Origin of the sequence: Frankia tisae, from assembly GCF_025403405.1 — a bacterium.
GTDB classification, from domain to species: domain Bacteria; phylum Actinomycetota; class Actinomycetes; order Frankiales; family Frankiaceae; genus Frankia; species Frankia tisai.
In genome coordinates, this window is record NZ_JANEZT010000020.1 from 17,012 (window position 1) to 34,089 (window position 17,078).

Genomic DNA, 17,078 nt, shown 5'->3' on the forward strand with positions numbered 1-17,078 from the left:
CGTCGACGGCGGCAGGTGACGGGCATGGCAGCAGGCGGATCCGGCGGTGGGCACGACGCGGACGTGATCGTGGTCGGCAGTGGCTTCGGAGGCAGTGTCAGCGCGTTGCGCCTCGTGGAAAAGGGCTACCGGGTCCTCGTCGTCGAGGCGGGTCGCCGGTTCAGCCCGCAGGCGCTGCCGCGCAACAACTGGCACATTCGCCGGTACCTGTGGCTGCCGCGGCTGGGCTGCCACGGCATCCAGAAGATCACCTGGCTGGGTCGGGTCATCGTGTTGTCCGGGACGGCGGTCGGCGGCGGGTCGGTCGTCTACGCGAACACCCTGTACCGGCCGCTCGACGCCTTCTACACCGACCCGCAGTGGCGCGGCATCACCGACTGGCGAGCTGAGCTGGCGCCGTTCTTCGAGCAGGCCGAACGGATGCTCGGGGTGACCCCGAACCCGACGACGACCTACGCCGACGAGGTGTTCCACGCGGTCGCGGACGAGATGGGCGTCGGCCCGAGCTTTGCGCCGGCACAGGTCGGGGTCTTCTTCGGTCGTGACGGCCGGCAGGAGCCGGGCGTCGGAGTACCCGATCCGTACTTCGGCGGGGCCGGGCCCAGCCGCACGGGCTGTGTCGAATGCGGCGAGTGCATGACCGGTTGCCGGCGGGGGGCGAAGAACACCCTGGATCGCAACTATCTGTTCCTCGCCGAGCAGGCGGGCGCGCGGGTTCTGTCCGACACGACGGTCACCGCCGTCCGCCCGCGGCCGGGCGGTGGATACGAGGTCGACATGGCCCGGACGCCGGGTCTGCCCCGGCGCGGGCGGCGGACGCTGACCGCGGGGCAGGTCATCTTCGCCGCCGGTACTCTCGGAACCCAGCGCCTGCTGCTGTCGTCGCGCGAGCGCGGCGACCTGCCTGCCCTGTCGCCTCGGCTCGGCGAGCTCACCCGGACAAACTCCGAGTCGATCCTCGGCGCGGCGCGATTCCGCCCGGACCGTCGGGTCGCCCGCGGGGTGGCGATCACCTCGTCGTTCTACCCGAACGGGCAGACCCACGTCGAGCCCGTCCGCTACGGCCGGGGCAGCAACCTGATGGCCCTGATCAGCGCCACGATGACGGATGGTGGTGGCCGGGCGCCGCGCTGGCTGAAGTACCTGTGGGAGCTGCTGGTCCGCCCGCACCATGCGCTGGCCATGGTGTTGCCCTGGCGCTGGTCGGAACGGACCATGATCGCCCTGGTGATGCAGTCCCGCGACAACTCGCTGACCGTGAACCTGCGCCGCGGCCCCTTCGGCCTGCGCTGGCTGACCAGCCGGCAGGGCCACGGCGAGCCGAGTCCGTCGTGGATCCCGGAGGGCAACGACGCCGTCCGCCGGATCGCGGCGCGGATAGGCGGCTACCCGGGCGGTTCTGTCGGTGAGATCGCCAACATCCCGATGACCGCGCACATCCTCGGCGGCGCGCCGATCGGCGCGGACTCGCCCACCGGGGTGATCGATCCCTACCAGCGGGTCTTCGGGTACGAGGGCCTGCACGTGGTCGACGGCGCGGCGATCTCGGCGAACCTCGGGGCGAACCCGTCGCTGACCATCACCGCGCAGGCCGAACGGGCCATGTCGTTCTGGCCGAACAAGGGGGAGCCGGATCCCCGACCGCCGCTGGGCCGGCCCTACCGGCGGGTCGACCCCTGCCCGCCGATCCGCCCGGCGGTGCCGGGGCACGCCCCGGGGGCCTACCGCATCGGCGAACCGGCTTCGGTGTCGCGCCGTTGACCGGTCGCCGGTTCCGCCTGCGCCGCGCCCCGGTCAGGGCCGCCGAGAGCGGCCGCTGACCGTCGCCGTGCTCGTCAGCGGGGGCGGCTGGGCTCGCCGAGCGTCGTGTCGACGCCCGGCATCTCCTCCAGGCCGGTCGTCGAGGTCGACAGGCGGTCGTCGAAGGAGTCGCGACCACTTGCCCGGTCGGCGGCCGCGGCGGAGCCGGTCGTGCTGCCGATCGGTGCCGGCTCGGCGGTGACCGTCGAGGTGTTCTGCTGCGTGAGGTAGCGGCGCACCGCGACGGTGCCCGCCGCACCCGCCCCGAGGAGGGTGAGCGTCAGCAGGCCGCGTCGGCGCCGACGGTGCACCTTGGCGAGCTTGCCTTCGGTCTTGGCCAGCCGCTTCTCCAGGATCTCCTGGGCCTTGTCGGCCTGTAGGCGCGTCTTGGTCTCGTTGGCCACGGCGCGGCGCGAGCGCTGCCGCTCCGTGCGCAGCTCGGCGGCGGCGCGGGCCCGCTCGGCGGACAGCTCCGCCTGGGACCGGGCCTTCTCGATCCGCCGGCCGGCCCGTCCGGAGACGGCGACGGCCTTCCCCGCGGCCTTCCCGGCCGCCTTGCCGGCGGCGCGCTGGGTGGAGGACCCGCCGCGGGTCGCGGACCCGGAGACGTCGGAGATCCGGTGGGCCACCGTCACCCCGGCGTCCCGGGTGACCGACGCGGCGGTGCCGGCGGTGTCCCCGGCGATGCTCGCCGCGCGGTGGGCGACGGTGCCGGCCCGGTCGGCGGCGTGCTTCGCGGTGTCGGAGAGCCCGCTGACCGGCGCGGTGTCGGTGACGTGCGAAATGCGGTCCTTCAACGTCGTGCTCATGGCGTCCTTCCCTGGAGCCGAGGTGTGGCGGGGGATCGCGGGCGGACAAGATCTGTGCAGTGTGCCGTACCCCGTTGGCGGCCCTCTCCAACGCGCCGAACCCCTGCAGGTGTGTCAGGCCGACCTGCGTCACATGCCTGGGCTGTACCGAGGCCTGTCTCGGGCGGGCGTGTGCGGATGCGGGCGGTGCGGAACGCGGGCTGCGCCCTGCGCATACGATCGGGTCCGGCTCGGGCGCCGTCTGACCCGACATCTACCCAGACCTGAAGAGAAGAGAGGCTCATGGCCGAGGAGCTGTACGCGACGTTGCGGACGACTCAGGGGGATATCGAGATCCGTCTGTTCCCCGATCACGCTCCCAAGACCGTCCGCAACTTCGTCGGGCTGGCGACGGGGACGCAGGACTGGACGGACCCGGCGAGCGGCGACAAGAAGACCGGGATCCCGCTGTACACCGGGACGGTCTTCCATCGGGTCATCCCGAACTTCATGATCCAGGGCGGTGACCCGCTGGGCTCCGGCCGCGGTGGCCCGGGCTACCAGTTCGCCGACGAGTTCCACCCCGACCTGACGTTCAGCAAGCCCTACCTGCTCGCGATGGCGAACGCCGGGCCGGGCACGAACGGCTCGCAGTTCTTCGTCACGGTCGCCCCCACCGACTGGCTCAACCGCAAGCACACCATCTTCGGCGAGGTGACCCGGGGCACCGACGTCGTCGACGCGATCGCCAAGGCGCCGACCGCCGCGCAGGACCGCCCGAAGTCCGACATCGTGATCCAGGAGATCGTCATCGACCGTCGGCCGGCCTGACCGGTCCGACCGGCGGGACCCGACCCCGGGGAGTACGACCTTGAGAGCTCTGGACGTGCCGTCGGCCGGCCGGTTGTGCCCGCCACGGCGTGTTCGACCCGGTCGCGCTCACGGGGTCGGGCGATGACCCAGCCGCCGCCGGAGCCGGCCGGGCCCGCGGGTGATGCGGGCTCCGGGCCAGCCGCGGCGGGTTGGCGGCCCACCATCGGCCCACCGGGCGGCCATGCGGGCTGGACCCCGCCGCCCGGGGCCCATTCGCCGTCGATCCCGCACTGCTACCGCCATCCCGACCGGGAAACGTACGTTTCCTGCCAACGCTGCAGCCGGCCGATCTGCCCGGACTGCATGCGGCCGGCGTCGGTCGGGTTCCACTGCCCGGAGGAGGGCCGCGCGGAAGGCGAGCGGATCGCCCCGCGCGAGCGCGAGCCGCGCACCACCCTCGGCGGCCGGGCGCAGCTCGCCCGGCAGGGGTTGGTCACCCAGATCCTCATCGGGCTGTGCGTCGTCTCCTACATCCTTCAGGGAGCGCCCGGGCTCACCGGCGACGACACCAGCAACCGGTTCACCGACGACTTCGCGATGATCGGTTTCCGGATCGCGGCGGACGACCAGTACTACCGGCTGCTCACCGCCGCCTTCCTGCACGCGGGCGTGCTCCACATCCTGTTCAACATGTACGCGCTGTACCTGCTGGGCTTCCAGCTGGAGGCGATCCTCGGCCGGGCCCGGTACCTGGGCCTGTTCGTGGCCGGCGCGGTCGGTGGGAACACGTTGAGCTACCTGCTCGGCGGCCTTCACACGGCCTCGGTCGGCGCTTCCACCGCGATCTTCGCCTTCTTCGCGGCCTACTACGTCATCGCCCGCCGGCTGCGAGTCGATTCGCGGCAGATCCTCGTCGTGCTCGGGATCAACCTGCTGATCACCTTCTCGTTCAGCAGCATCGACAAGTGGGGCCACCTGGGTGGGCTCGCGACCGGCCTGATCATCGGCCTGATCTACGCCTACGTTCCGCCGCGCCGCGCGTGGGCGCAGGCGGGCGGCGTCGTCGGGATGATCGCGCTGCTGCTCGTCGCCGCAGTCGCCAAGTCCTCGGCCCTGGTCTAGTAGCCCACCGCGGCCGGTCAGCCCAGCCGGAGCCGGATCTCCTCGACGCGCTCGGCGACCGGGCCGGGATCGGTGCCGAGCTGGCGGCGGGTCAGCAGGATGGGGCCGTCAATCGTCTCCACCTCCAGGGTGCGCAGGTGCACCGCGCGCCGGTTGTGGGTGAGGGTGGCGGCGCGTACCCGCAGCACCGCCGCCCACGGCAGGTGCCGGCGGCGCAGGCCGTCGACGAGGTCGAGCCCGGCGGGGGAGACCCGCAGGGTCGGCCGGGCGAGCAGGTCGCGTAGCGCGAGCGTGCCCAGGCCGGCGGCGAGCACGCCGACGAGTAGCCGACCGGCGGCGTCGAGCGAGCCGACCCGCTGCGCGAGCGGGCCGACGGCGGCCACCAGCGCCGCCGCCACGCCGGCGAGGGCGTAAAGCCCGACCCGCCACAGCGGCGGCGACCAGGCGGCGGACATCGGCGAAAAGTCGGCGAAAGGCGGTTCCCCGGACCCGGTGGGCTGCTCGGTCACCCCACCACGCAACCACATCGCGCCCCGGCCCACGGCCGCCGCGGGTCGGCGGGGCGATGGAGATCGACGCGGAGATCGACGCCGAGTTGCCGGATGGCCAGGATGCTTGCACCATGCTGGATAGCGGCTACTATTCGCTATCTCATCAGCACTCATTGTGCTGATCTCGGTGAGGTGGGCGATGGCGTGAGGGATGCCGTGGCAGATCGTGATCAGGGGGTAAGGGTGGCACATTCGCCGGTGCGGCGCAGCGGGGGCAGCCCGTTCCCGCCGATCGCCGAGTACGGATTCCTGTCCGACTGCGAGACGACGTGCCTCGTGGCACCCAGCGGGAACGTCGAATGGATGTGTGTGCCGCGGCCGGACGCGCCCAGCGTCTTCGGTTCGGTGCTGGACCGCTCGGCGGGCGGCTTCCGGTTCGGCCCCGACCGCACACAGATCCCGGCCGGACGCCGCTACCTGCCCGGGACGAACATTCTCGAGACGACCTGGCAGACGCCGAACGGCTGGCTCATCGTCACCGACTGCCTGGTCGTCGGCCGCTGGCACCGCACCCACAAGCGCTCCAACACCCACCGGCGGACCCCCAGCGACTGGGACGCCGACCACGTGCTGCTGCGGCTCGCCCGCTGCGAGCACGGCACGGTCGACCTCAGCCTCGTCTGCGAACCGAACTTCGACTACGGCCGCCACGCCGAGTCCTGGGAGTACGAGGAGGACGACTACTCCGCTGGCGTGATCTCCCATTCGGGCAGCAACATCACGCTGCGGCTGCGTACCGACCTGCGGTTGGGCTTCGACGGCCGGCGCGCCCTGGCCCGCACCACCCTGCGGGAGGGTGACACGGCGTTCGTCGCCCTGACCTGGCGCCCCGAGGAGCCGCTGCTGCCGGACACCTACCTGCAGGCCTGCGTCGCCGTGGACCGCACGACCGAGTTCTGGCGGCAGTGGCTCTCGCGCGGGATGTTCCCCGACCATCCCTGGCGGCGTCACCTGCAGCGCAGCGCGCTGGCGCTGAAAGGCCTGACCTACGCGCCGACCGGCGCCCTGCTGGCCGCGGCCACCACCTCGCTGCCGGAGACGCCACGCGGCGAGCGGAACTGGGACTACCGGTACAGCTGGCTGCGGGACTCCACCTTCGCCCTGTGGGGCCTGTACACCCTGGGGCTGGACTACGAGGCCAACGACTTCTTCTCGTTCATCGCCGACGTCGCCGAGCACGACGAGGACATCCAGGTGATGTACCGGGTCGGCGGCGAACCGAGGATCGACGAGGAGATCCTCGGGCACCTCTCCGGCTACGAGGGCGCCTCGCCGGTCCGGGTCGGCAACGCCGCCGCGCTGCAACGCCAGCACGACGTGTGGGGAGTCGTGCTGGACTCGGTCTACCTGCACACCAAGTCGCGCGACTACCTTTCCGAGCGGCTGTGGCCGGTGCTGGAACGCCTCGTCGAGGCGGCCGCGTCGCACTGGCAGGAGCCCGACTGTGGGATGTGGGAGGTGCGCGGGGCGCCGCAGCACTTCACCGTGTCGAAGATGATGTGCTGGGTGGCGCTGGACCGCGGCCGCCGGCTCGCGCAGATGCGTGGCGACACGTTGACGGCCGCGCGGTGGCAGGCGATCGCCGAGGAGATCCATGCGGAGGTCTGCGACTCCGGCGTCGACCATCGCGGCGTGTTCACCCAGTACTACGGGTCGAAGGCGCTGGACGCCTCGCTGCTGCTGATACCGCTGCTGGGATTCCTGCCCGCGTCGGACGAACGCGTGAAGGCGACCGTTCTTGCGATCGCCGACGAGCTGACCGAGGACGGCCTGGTGCTGCGCTACCGCACCGAGGAGACCGACGACGGCATTGCCGGGGCGGAGGGCGCCTTCCTGATCTGCTCGTTCTGGCTGGTGTCGGCGCTGGTCGAGATCGGCGAGCTGACCCGGGCCCGCCAGCTGTGTGAGCGGCTGCTCAGCCTGGCCAGTCCGCTGGACCTCTATGCCGAGGAGATCGACCCGAACAGCGGCCGCCATCTCGGCAACTTCCCGCAGGCGTTCACCCACCTGGCGCTCATCAACGCCGTCATGTACGTGATCCGGGCAGAGGACGCCGAAGCCTACGCCCGCCCGTCCCCGTCGACCTGACTGTGCGGCCGCCGACCTGTCTCGGCCGTATTCGGGGCATCGATGGTGGTTGTGGCACTAACGTGGGGGCGTGGCAAGCCTGGAGGTCAGGGACAAGCGGGTCGAGGTCGTTATGAGCGGGTTGGAGCGGCTTGGCGCGCTACGCGGCGATGTCTCGGTGTCCCTCGACGAGGTTCTCGATGTCCGCCCAGCACCGGAACCGTTCACCGAGCTCTGTGGATGGCGGCTGCCGGGGACCGGCATCCCCCGTGTGATCGTGCTCGGCACCTGGCGTTCCCGGGACGGCAAGGACTTCGCCGCCGTCTACCGGGGCCGGCCGGCGGTTGTCGTCGAGGTCCGGCCGGGCGGGGAGTTTCGCCGGCTGATCGTCGCCACCGCCGACGCCGAGAGCACCGTTTCCCGGCTGCGCGCCGCGGTCCTCGCCCGCTGACCCAACCGCCGCGCTACCGAATCCCGATTACGGCCTCGGCTTCGACCTCGACGACCCAACGCTCGTCGAGCAGACCGCCGACGATGATCATGGTGGCGGCCGGGCGGATCTCCGCAAACAGCTCCCGGTGGACCGCGCCCACCGCTGCGGCGTGCTGGGCGCCGGTGAGGAACATGCGGGTGCGAGTGACGTCATGCAGGCCCGCCCCGGCCTGCACCAGCGCGGCGCCGATGAGCTCGAAGCAGCGCCGGGCCTGCGCCTGAGCGGCCGTGGCCACCGTCCCGTCCGGCCAGATCGGGCCCGTACCGCTGACGAACACCCGGTCACCGGCCCGAACGGCCCGGGAGAACCCGATGGTCGTCTCGAACGGGGACGTCCCGGCAATGAGCTGACGATCGGTATGCATGCGGTCGCTTTTCGTCAGTAGCGCGCGGGGGCCGATATCCACACTTGTGGACAACGGTTGTGGATAAATGACACCGCTGGAAGTCCGGCCGGATGTGCCCGGGGTACCGGCCGGAACGACCGACGGAACGACTGGTACCCGGCTAGCGCCACTGGGTCGACACGGCCAAGCCGATAACGACGAACCCGAACCCGATAAGGATATTCCAGCCGCCCAGTCCCTCCATCCCCAGCACCCCACCGTTGGAGAAGTAGTAGACGAGCAGGTAGGCGATCCCGATGAGGAAGAAGGCCAGGATGAGCCCGCCGAACCAGGGCGGGGACGACTGCCGGCTTCGGCGGGTCTGATGGGCGTTGACGCTCGGCGTCGGCTTCTTCGGCTTGCGGCGTCGTGACTCGGGCACTGCGGGACTCCTCGGCTGGCCATACATGGACGAGCGGCGACCGGCGTCGCCCTCTCTGTTCGGCGGGTGGCGGTCCCGCACTGGGCAACAGGTTAAACAGCGGGACTCATGACACGCCGGTTGCGTGCCGGCGTGCGGGATTCTCGCCCGGCGACAACGTCCGCCCGATCGCACCGACGTGGCCTCGCGGGTGTCGCCGGCCGCGTAGCCTGCGGCGAGAGGCGATACCTCCGACGCGGCGGACGGATCGCCCAGCCGGGTCTGCGGTGGCGCGTGTGTGCACGCCGCCGCCCGGCGATCCGCCGACGTGCGGACGCGCTGCCCGGCCGGCGCGTCGGAGAGGTCGGCGAACACGGTGGGATGGGCATTCGGCGTGCGTCGAATGGTGCGTGCGTGCCGGGCGTTCAGCGCGGGTCGGTGGCGGGCCCGGCGGCTGGTGGCGACCGGGCTGGTGTGCTGCCTCGGCCTGCTGGTCGGTGCCGCCGCCCACGCCGGGCCGTTCGCCGATCGGGACGGCCTGCGCGGCTCCGCGGCTGCCCTGGGGCCCGGCGGCATCGCCGAGGTCGTGGAGAGCGAGTCGAAGCGGGTGGCGGCGCGGCGCGGCGCGGCGGCCGAGCAGTCCCGCCGGCCCGCGGCAGCCGCCGGGACCGGGTCGGCCGGGACCGGGTCGGCCGGCGCCGGGTCGGCGGCCGACGGGCCGGTTGCCGTGCCGGGCGTCGGCCAGGGCCTGGCGGGGGCCGCCGGGCTGGCGCCGGTGCACGGGCCGGCGCTGACCGTTCAGCTCGACGACGCGCCGCAGGAGAGCCGCCGCGGCCCGTATCCGCCGGGGATCCTCGCACCCGGGCCGGACGATCTGGTCGTGCACCAGCAGGACGTGCAGGCGGTCGTGAACGCCCTCTGGGCCGGCGGCGCCGAGGCGATGACGATTATGGGTCGGCGGGTCACCGCCCTGACGGCCGTCCGGTGCGTGGGCAACACGCTGCTGCTGCACGGGGAGGTCTTCTCGCCGCCGTTCCGGATCACCGCGATCGGCGGCGCCGCTGCTCTGCGTGCGGGCCTGCGGGCCAGCCCGCAGATCGCGATCTACCAGCAGTACGTCGCCGCCTACCGGCTGGGTTACCGGATCGACGAGGTCGGAGACGTCAGGATGGCCGCCTACGACGGGCCGCTGCCCCTCACCCACGCCGTCGACCCGGCGGGCCGGGCGGACTGAGCCGGCCGAGTCGGGTGCTGCCGCCGGCTCAGGCGAAGGCGGCCGCCCGCAGCGTCTCGACCTCGGCGGACAGCTCGGGTGCCAGCCGGCGCGCGGCGCCGCCGTCGCCGCACTGGTCGAGCCAGCGGGCCAGGATCAGGTGGCCGCCCTGGGTCAGCACCGACTCGGGGTGGAACTGCACGCCCTCGAGCGGAAGCTCGCGGTGACGCAGCGACATCACCACGCCGCTGTCGGTTCGGCCGGTCACCTCGATCTCGGCGGGCAGGGTGGACTCCTCCACGGCCAGCGAGTGGTAGCGGGTCGCGATGAACGGCGACGGCAGGTCCGCGAGGACGCCGACGCGGTCGTGATGGACCTGGGAGGTCTTGCCGTGCAGCAGCTCCGGCGCCCGGTCGACCGTCGCCCCGAACGCGACGCCGATCGCCTGGTGCCCCAGGCACACCCCGAGCAGGGGGGTGCCGCGCCGGGCGCACTCGCGCACCATCGGGATGCTCACCCCGGCCGCCTCGGGGGTGCCCGGCCCCGGGGACAGCAGCACCCCGTCGACGCCCAGGTCGCCGAGTTCCATCGGCGCGATCTCGTCGTTGCGCCGCACCACGCACTCGGCGTCGAGCTGGCCGAGGTACTGGACGAGGTTGAAGACGAACGAGTCGTAGTTGTCGACGACCAGGATCCGCATCAGCGTGCCACCTCTCCGCGTTCGGTCATCAGGTTCGCCCGGTCCCGGTCCCGTTCTGTGGCGCTCCGGCACCCTGGCCGGCGCCGATTCCGGGGCCGCGGTTGGCCACCCCGCCGTGGGCGCCGGACTGGGCGGACAGGCTCGTCGGGGACGGGTTCGGCTGGGTCTGGGTGACCACGGGGGTCGGGCTGAGGGTCTCCGGCTGGTCGGTCGGCGGCTGGTCGGTCGGCGGCGCCTGGGTGGGGCTCGGCGGCGGAGTGGTCTGGATCTGCGCGGCGACCGAGAGCTGCACCGTGGATCCGCGGGCGACGTTCCCGCGGGACGGAGTCTGGTCGACCACGGTGCCGGGCGCCACGTTGTTGTTCGCCACCGACTGCTGGGTCGCCTGCAGGCCGTAGCGGCTGAGCTCGGCGACCGCGTTCGCGTAGGAGCGGTTGCGCACGTCGGGCACGTTGACGTTGGAGCTGACCACGTTCAGCGTGACGGTGCTGCCGGGCTTGACGGCGGAGCCCACCTGAGGATCGGCGCTGTCGACCGTGCCCACCTTCTGGCTCGTCGCGTTGTAGTAGGGCATCGAGTTCGGCACGAGGCCGAGTCCGCGCAGCTCGGCCTCGGCCGTGGCCTGCGACTTGCCGACGAGGTCGGCCGGGATCGCGATGTCGCCGGCGGCCTTGCCGATCGACAGGGTGACCACCGCATCGGCGGCGACCTCCTTGCCCCCGTCCGGGTCCACCTTGGTGACCCGGCCGGCCATGTCCGGCTCGTTCACCGAGACAATCGTTGGCTTCCCGGTGTAGCCGGCGCTCTGGAGCCGGGCCCGGGCGTACTGCTCGGACTGGCCGACGAGGTCCTTGGGCATGGTGAACGACTTGGCCGCCTGGCCGCCGCCGTTGCCGAGGAAGGTGGTCGCGAGCAGTACCACCGCGACGAACACGATGACGATGCTCAGGCCGGCGAGGATGTACTTCAACGTCTGGGACCGCTGCTCGTCGGGCACCGCCCGACGGTCGATCGCGCCGGTGACGTCGTAGCGGTCGAACGGGCCGGTGCCGAACCGGCCGTCGTCGTAGGCGTCGCCCCGGTAGGACGTCGCTTCGTCGCCGTAGCGGTCGTCGGGGTAGCGGTCCCGGGTCGGGTAGCCCGCCCGGTCGCCCCGGCCGAGCAGCGCGGTGCCGGCGGTGGCGGGGGGGCCCAGGGTGGTGGCGGCACCGCTGGCGCCACCGCCTCCCATCATGGCGTGCACCCGGCGCCCCGCCAAGGCGCGCTCCAGATCGTCGCGCATCTCACCTGCGGTGAGGTAGCGGTCGTCCGGGTCCTTCTCCATCGCCTTGAGCACGATCGCGTCGGCCTCGGGGGAGATGTCGCGGTCGCGGGCGGACGGCGGGTCCGGGTCCTCCCGGACGTGCTGGTAGGCGACCGCCACCGGGTTGTCCCCGCGGAACGGCGGGGAGCCGGTGAGCAGCTCGTAGAGCAGCACCCCGGTGGTGTAGACGTCGCTGCGGGCGTCGACGCGGGCCCCGCGGGCCTGCTCGGGGGACAGGTACTGGGCGGTGCCGATCACGGCCGCCGTCGCCGTCATCGTCGACGAGGTGGCGGTGGTGGCGCGGGCGATGCCGAAGTCCATCACCTTGACCGAGCCGTCCGGGCTGAGCATCACGTTCGCCGGCTTGATGTCCCGGTGGATGATCCCCATCCGGTGGCTGTAGTCCAGCGCGGCGCAGACGTCGGAGGTGATCTCCATGGCGCGGCGCTCGGTGAACCGGCCCTCGGCCTGCAGCGCGTCGCGCAGCGTCCGGCCCTCGATGAACTCCATGACGATGTACGGGATGTGCGTCCCGTTGATCTCGTCCTCGCCGGTGTCGTACACCGAGACGATCGCCGGATGGTTCAGGGCGGCCGAGGACTGCGCCTCCCGCCGGAACCGGGCGAGGAAGGTGGGATCGCGGGCGAGGTCCGACCGCAGCGTTTTGATCGCGACCTCGCGCCCGAGGCGGATGTCGTGGCCGCCGAAGACCTCGGCCATCCCGCCATAGCCGATGGCCGCGCCCAACTCGTAGCGGCCGCCGATGAGCTGCGGCGCCGCGTCGGGCGTGTACATCTCCGTCGCGTCGGTCACGAATACTCCCCTGCCGTCGCCCCTCCCGCGTCGGAGAGCGCCGACCCGGCGTTGCCGATGACAATTTCATCACCGAGTGTGTTCGAATACACCACCGCTGGTGGTGTGGCCGCCGAGTTCGATTCGGAGCCCTTACTGGAGAAAAGCTTGTTGGTCACGAAGGCGGTGATGGCGACCGTCAGGATCAGCAGGATGATCAGGACCGGCAGCGGCAGCGGCACCGCCCGCCGGGGCGCCGGGCCGGAGCGGCGCCGGGCCGCCCGGCCCTGCCAGGCCTCGCCCGGGTCGCGGTTGTCGCCGCGCTCGCCCGCTCGGTAGCCCTGACCCCCGTAGGCGGTCTCGTCGCCGTAGCCGCCCGGTTCCCTCCGGTAGGGCGGCTCGCCGTAGCCCGTGTCAGCGCCGAACGACGGGCTGTGCATCGCCGTCGCGGGCATCTCGGTGGGGCCGTGCGGGGGGCCGACCGGACCACCGGGCACCGCCTGGGTGTAGTCCGACCCGGCGCCGGACCGGCCCGGCCCGCTGGTCCGCCCCGTGGTCGGCGGCGGGGGAGTGACCCAGGAGGGCGGCCGGTTACGGGAGGTGGGCCGGTGTGGGCGGCTACCGGGGCCGACGGCTGGCAGGCTGGTGCTCGGGCCGGGGTGGCGCGCGGTCATGTCCGGCGCGCCGCCCGGGCCCGACCACCGACCGGCGTCGGGGCTCCACAGGCTGCGCCGGATGCCCGCGGCGGAGCGGGCGAACGCGCCCGCGGAACTCGGCCGGCGTGCCGGGTCCTTGGCCATGGCCGACTCGACCAGCGCCCGCACCTGGTAAGGGATGTCGGCCGGCAGCGGGCGCGGGGTGTCCTGCTGGTGGGCCATCACCACGACGATCGGGTTGCGGTCGTCGAAGGGCCGGTGGCCGGCGAGGCACTCGTAGGCGACCACACCGAGCGAGTAGACGTCGCTGGCCGGCGTCACCGGCCGTCCCGACGCCTGCTCGGGGGAGACGTAGTAGGCCGTGCCCATCATGATGCCGGTGGCGGTCAGGGGGGCGGCGTCCACCGCGCGGGCGATGCCGAAGTCGGTGACCTTGACCGCGCCGTCCGGGCGCAGCAGCAGGTTGCCGGGCTTGACGTCGCGGTGGACCACGCCGAGGGCGTGGGCGGCCTGCAGCGCGTCGGCGGCCTGGCCGAGGATGTCCAGCATCCGCTCGGGCGACAGCCGCTTCTCCCGGTGCAGGGCGGCCGACAGCGGCTCGCCCTCCACCAGCTCCATCACCAGGTAGGCGGTGGGGTAGTCGTCCGCGGTGGCAACCTCGCCGTAGTCGTAGACCGAGGCGACCCCGGGATGCGACAGCCGGGCGGCGTGGCGGGCCTCGCCGCGGAAGCGCACCAGGAACGACTCGTCGCTGGCGTACTCCGGGCGTAGCAGCTTTACCGCGACGGGGCGGCCGAGGGTCTGGTCGAGGCCCCGCCAGACCTCGCCCATGCCGCCCGCGGCGATCCGGCCGTCGAGCCGGTAGCGGTTGTCCAGGACGGTGTTCGGCGAGGCGGCGCCCGCGAACGGCTGCGACGGTGAGGTGGGGTTGCCCGGCGAGTTGTTCATGGTGTGTCCAATGCGGCCTGCATGACCTGTTTCGCGACGGGGGCGGCGATGGCACCACCGGTGCCGACCTCACCCCCGCCGTCCTCGACGAGGACGGCGACCGCCACCTTCGGCGCGTCCGACGGGGCGAACCCGACGAACCAGGCGTGCGGCGGCTCGCCCGTGCCGTGCTCCGCGGTTCCGGTCTTCCCGGCGACGGAGACGCCGTCGATGCGTGCCTTGCGGCCCGTTCCCGACGTCACCACGCTCTCCATCATGGTCGTGAGTTCGGCGGCGACGTCGCCGCTCACCGGCTTGCCGAGTTCCTTGGGGTTGGTCCGGCTGATCGTCTTCTTGTCCGGGCCGCGCAGCTCGGAGACGAGGTAGGGCTTCATCTCGGTGCCGCCGTTGGCGATCGCCGCGACCACCTCCGCCATCTGTAGGGGGGTGACCCGGACGTTGTACTGGCCGATCGCCGACTGCGCCGTCTGCGCGCCGTCGAGCTTGGCCGGGAAAACGCTGCGGGCCTGCTGCAAGGGGAAGTCGGGGAAGGTCGCGTTCAGGCCGAACGCCTCGGCCTGCTTGCGCAGCGTCTCGGCGCCGAGATCGATGCCGAGCTTCGCGAACGCCGTGTTACAGGAGATGGTCAAGGCGTGGATGAGGGTGTCGGTCTCGCCGTCGCCGCACCGCTCGCCGTCGAAGTTCGGCAGCCGCACCGTGCTCAGCGGCAGGTCGAGCTGGTCGGGCGCCGGCACCCGGTCGTCGGGCTGGCGGCCCTGCGACAGCGCCGCGGCGGCGGTGATGAGCTTGAACGTCGACCCTGGCGGGTAGGTCTGCTGGGTCGCCCGGTTCAGCAGCGGCTGGGCGGGGTCGCGGGAGAGCACCCCGTAGGCGCTGGTCGCCGTCTTCTCGGTGTGGCTGGCCAGCGGGCTCGGGTCGTAGGACGGGCTGGTCACCATCGCCAGGACGGCGCCGGTGGACGGGTCCAGCGCCACCACGGCGCCCTTGCGGTCGCCCAGCGCCTGCGCGGCGGCTTGCTGGACCGCGGGCAGGATCGTGGTGACCACACTGCCCCCGCGGCGCTGCTTGTTGGTGAACAGTCCGGTCACCCGGCTGGCCAGGAGGCGGTCGTCGTCACCGGAGAGGAACACGTCCTGGGAGCGTTCCAGCCCGGCGGCGGTGAACAGCGTGTAGTAGCCGGTGACGTCGGCGTAGAGCGTGCCGGCCGGGTACTGGCGCAGGAACTTGTACTGGTCGTTCGACGGAAGCGAGCGGGCGATCTCCACGTCCCCCGCGACGATCGCTCCGCGTTCCCGTTCGAGCCGTTCGGTGATCTGGCGGCCGTTGGTCGGCTGGGTCTTGAGGTCGCTGGCCTCGCCGACCTGCAGCCAGTTGGCGTTCACCAGCAGCGCGGCGAACAGGACCAGGCAGGCGATGGCGACCTTGCGCACCGGGCGGTTCATGTCGTCTTCACCACCTGGGTGGGGCTGTCGGCGACCGCGCCCGGATCGAACAGCGGGGCGTCCGACGCCGGCTCGGGAGCGCGGCGCGAGCTGTCGCTGACCCGCAACAGCAACGCGATGATCGCGGCGTTGGCCACGATGGACGACCCACCGTAGGAGACGAACGGCAGCGTCAGCCCGGTCAGTGGGATGAGTCGCATCACCCCGCCGACCTGCACGAACACCTGCAGCGCCAGGGTGAACGACAGCCCGGTCGCCAGCAGCTTGCCGAAGGTGTCCTTCGCCCCGAGAGCGGCGCGCATGCCTCGCAGCACGATCAGCGCGTACATCGTCAGGATGGCCATCACCCCGGTCAGGCCCAGCTCCTCGCCGAGGCTGGCCATGACGAAGTCGGTGTTGGCGAACGGCACCTTCTGCGGATGGCCCTCGCCGAGGCCGGTGCCGGTTATCCCACCGGCCGCGAAGCCGTACAGGCCCTGCACGAGCTGGTAGGAGGTGCTCGACGGGTTGTCCCCGTCAAAGGCGTGCAGCCAGCCGTCGACGCGGATCTGGACGTGGGTGAACAGGGTCCCCGCGAGGACGGCGCCGAGCATGAACAACACGAACCCGACCAGGAACCACGACGCCCGCTCGGTGGCGACGTAGAGCACGACCATGAACATGCCGAAGAACAGCAGCGAGGAGCCGAGGTCGTTCTGCACGACCAGGATGCCGAGGCTCGCCAGCCACGCCACCAGTACCGGGCCGAGGTCACGGGCGCGCGGCAGTTTCACCCCGAGCACGGACCGCGACGCCAGGGACAGCACGTCCCGCTTGCTCTCCAGGTAGCCGGCGAAGAAGACCAAAATAATGATCTTCGAGACCTCGCTGGGCTGGAACGAGAACGGCCCGACGCGCAGCCAGAGCCGGGCGCCGTTGATGGAGGTGCCGATGCCCGGGACGATCGGCAGCATCAGGCCGACGATGCCGACCAGCCCGGCCGTGTAGGCGTAGCGGGCAAGCTTGCGGTGGTCGCGTACCAGCGCCAGTACCAGGACGAAGACGACGACCGCCAGCAGGGTCCAGACGAGCTGCACCTGAGCCGCGCCGGGGGGGATGTGCCTGCCTGCCTGCTTGGCCGCCTCACTCTTGGCCAGGTCGAGCCGATAGATCATGACCAGGCCGAGCCCGTTGAGGGCGACGACGACCGGCAACAGCACCGGGTCGGCGGCGGGTGCGAACCGGCGGACCGCGAGGTGCGCCAGCGCCCACAGGCAGAAGAAGCCCAGGCCGATCGAGAAGATGCCGAGCGAGAGCTCACCGATGTCCGCGAACGTCAGCGCGGCCAGCGCGCTGGTCGCCAGCACCCCGGCGAAGACCAGCAGGACGAGCTCGCGCCGACGGTACGGCGGCAGGTTCGTGCCCTGCGGCAGTGGTAGGCCGGCGAACGTCGCGGTGAGGTCCGCCGACCTCGGCCTGCGCAGCGGAGGAAGGGGGATCGGCGGGCGGGTCATCGCTGGCCTGAGGTCACGGTGACGGGGTGGGAACGGGCGTGCTCGGGCAGCCTGGGGCGGCGATGCCTGCGGGGCTCGCCGCCTGGCACATCGCTGGCACCAGGCCGGCGGTGGGCTCCAGCGACGGGGATTTGAGACGGCTGGTCGGGGA

At 72.1% G+C, this 17,078-nt stretch carries 15 protein-coding genes; 6 read left to right on the forward strand and 9 right to left on the reverse strand.

Annotated elements, in window-relative coordinates:
- Window positions 1–24 precede the first annotated feature (24 nt).
- Window positions 25–1,761 (forward strand): FAD-dependent oxidoreductase, encoded by a 1,737-nt coding sequence (locus NBZ85_RS03540; RefSeq protein WP_261554833.1) that lies wholly within the window; start codon window positions 25–27, stop codon window positions 1,759–1,761.
- 74 nt (window positions 1,762–1,835) lie between these two features.
- On the opposite strand, the gene NBZ85_RS03545 is transcribed toward NBZ85_RS03540, so the two are convergent.
- Window positions 1,836–2,609: a basic helix-loop-helix domain-containing protein gene (locus tag NBZ85_RS03545; protein ID WP_261554832.1), complete on the reverse strand. Its 774-nt coding sequence runs from the start codon at window positions 2,607–2,609 to the stop codon at window positions 1,836–1,838.
- Between the two features lie 282 nt (window positions 2,610–2,891).
- Here NBZ85_RS03545 and NBZ85_RS03550 point away from each other — a divergent pair, with 282 nt between their 5' ends.
- Both NBZ85_RS03550 and NBZ85_RS03555 read left to right on the forward strand, forming a co-directional pair.
- Window positions 2,892–3,419 carry a peptidylprolyl isomerase gene (locus tag NBZ85_RS03550; protein ID WP_261554831.1) on the forward strand — a complete coding sequence of 176 codons (528 nt, stop codon included), beginning with the start codon at window positions 2,892–2,894 and terminating at the stop codon, window positions 3,417–3,419.
- A 123-nt stretch (window positions 3,420–3,542) separates the two neighbouring features.
- On the forward strand, window positions 3,543–4,523 hold the full coding sequence (locus NBZ85_RS03555) for a rhomboid family intramembrane serine protease (protein WP_261554830.1): 981 nt from the start codon (window positions 3,543–3,545) through the stop codon (window positions 4,521–4,523).
- Between the two features lie 17 nt (window positions 4,524–4,540).
- On the opposite strand, the gene NBZ85_RS03560 is transcribed toward NBZ85_RS03555, so the two are convergent.
- The gene (locus NBZ85_RS03560) at window positions 4,541–5,032 is read right to left on the reverse strand and encodes a PH domain-containing protein (RefSeq protein WP_261554829.1); all 492 of its coding nucleotides are present in this window, start codon (window positions 5,030–5,032) and stop codon (window positions 4,541–4,543) included.
- Window positions 5,033–5,257: 225 nt separating this feature from the next.
- Between NBZ85_RS03560 and NBZ85_RS03565 the strand changes: the two genes are divergently transcribed.
- Window positions 5,258–7,162, forward strand: a complete 1,905-nt coding sequence (locus NBZ85_RS03565; protein WP_261554828.1) for a glycoside hydrolase family 15 protein — start codon at window positions 5,258–5,260, stop codon at window positions 7,160–7,162.
- Window positions 7,163–7,232: 70 nt separating this feature from the next.
- Window positions 7,233–7,592 carry a hypothetical protein gene (locus NBZ85_RS03570; RefSeq protein ID WP_261554827.1) on the forward strand — a complete coding sequence of 120 codons (360 nt, stop codon included), beginning with the start codon at window positions 7,233–7,235 and terminating at the stop codon, window positions 7,590–7,592.
- Window positions 7,593–7,605: 13 nt separating this feature from the next.
- On the opposite strand, the gene NBZ85_RS03575 is transcribed toward NBZ85_RS03570, so the two are convergent.
- Window positions 7,606–7,998, reverse strand: a complete 393-nt coding sequence (locus NBZ85_RS03575) for a RidA family protein (protein ID WP_261554826.1) — start codon at window positions 7,996–7,998, stop codon at window positions 7,606–7,608.
- A gap of 142 nt (window positions 7,999–8,140) precedes the next feature.
- On the reverse strand, window positions 8,141–8,401 hold the full coding sequence (locus NBZ85_RS03580) for a cell division protein CrgA (protein ID WP_261554825.1): 261 nt from the start codon (window positions 8,399–8,401) through the stop codon (window positions 8,141–8,143).
- 355 nt (window positions 8,402–8,756) lie between these two features.
- Between NBZ85_RS03580 and NBZ85_RS03585 the strand changes: the two genes are divergently transcribed.
- Window positions 8,757–9,614 (forward strand): DUF881 domain-containing protein, encoded by an 858-nt coding sequence (locus NBZ85_RS03585; protein ID WP_261561513.1) that lies wholly within the window; start codon window positions 8,757–8,759, stop codon window positions 9,612–9,614.
- Window positions 9,615–9,642: 28 nt separating this feature from the next.
- Here NBZ85_RS03585 and NBZ85_RS03590 read toward each other — a convergent pair whose 3' ends face one another.
- The 5 genes from NBZ85_RS03590 to NBZ85_RS03610 are packed head-to-tail and all read right to left on the reverse strand — an operon-like array spanning window position 9,643 to window position 16,927.
- Entirely contained in the window at window positions 9,643–10,293 is a 651-nt protein-coding gene (locus NBZ85_RS03590; protein ID WP_261554823.1) for an aminodeoxychorismate/anthranilate synthase component II, read from the reverse strand.
- 28 nt (window positions 10,294–10,321) lie between these two features.
- Window positions 10,322–12,409 carry a Stk1 family PASTA domain-containing Ser/Thr kinase gene (gene pknB, locus NBZ85_RS03595; RefSeq protein ID WP_308205159.1) on the reverse strand — a complete coding sequence of 696 codons (2,088 nt, stop codon included), beginning with the start codon at window positions 12,407–12,409 and terminating at the stop codon, window positions 10,322–10,324.
- Window positions 12,406–13,992: a serine/threonine-protein kinase gene (locus NBZ85_RS03600; protein WP_261559645.1), complete on the reverse strand. Its 1,587-nt coding sequence runs from the start codon at window positions 13,990–13,992 to the stop codon at window positions 12,406–12,408. Before NBZ85_RS03600 ends, pknB begins: the two co-directional genes overlap by 4 nt.
- Entirely contained in the window at window positions 13,989–15,434 is a 1,446-nt protein-coding gene (locus tag NBZ85_RS03605) for a peptidoglycan D,D-transpeptidase FtsI family protein (RefSeq protein WP_261559647.1), read from the reverse strand. The genes NBZ85_RS03600 and NBZ85_RS03605 overlap by 4 nt, the downstream gene beginning before the upstream one ends.
- Window positions 15,431–16,927, reverse strand: a complete 1,497-nt coding sequence (locus NBZ85_RS03610; RefSeq protein ID WP_261561514.1) for an FtsW/RodA/SpoVE family cell cycle protein — start codon at window positions 16,925–16,927, stop codon at window positions 15,431–15,433. The genes NBZ85_RS03605 and NBZ85_RS03610 overlap by 4 nt, the downstream gene beginning before the upstream one ends.
- Window positions 16,928–17,078: the final 151 nt, after the last annotated feature.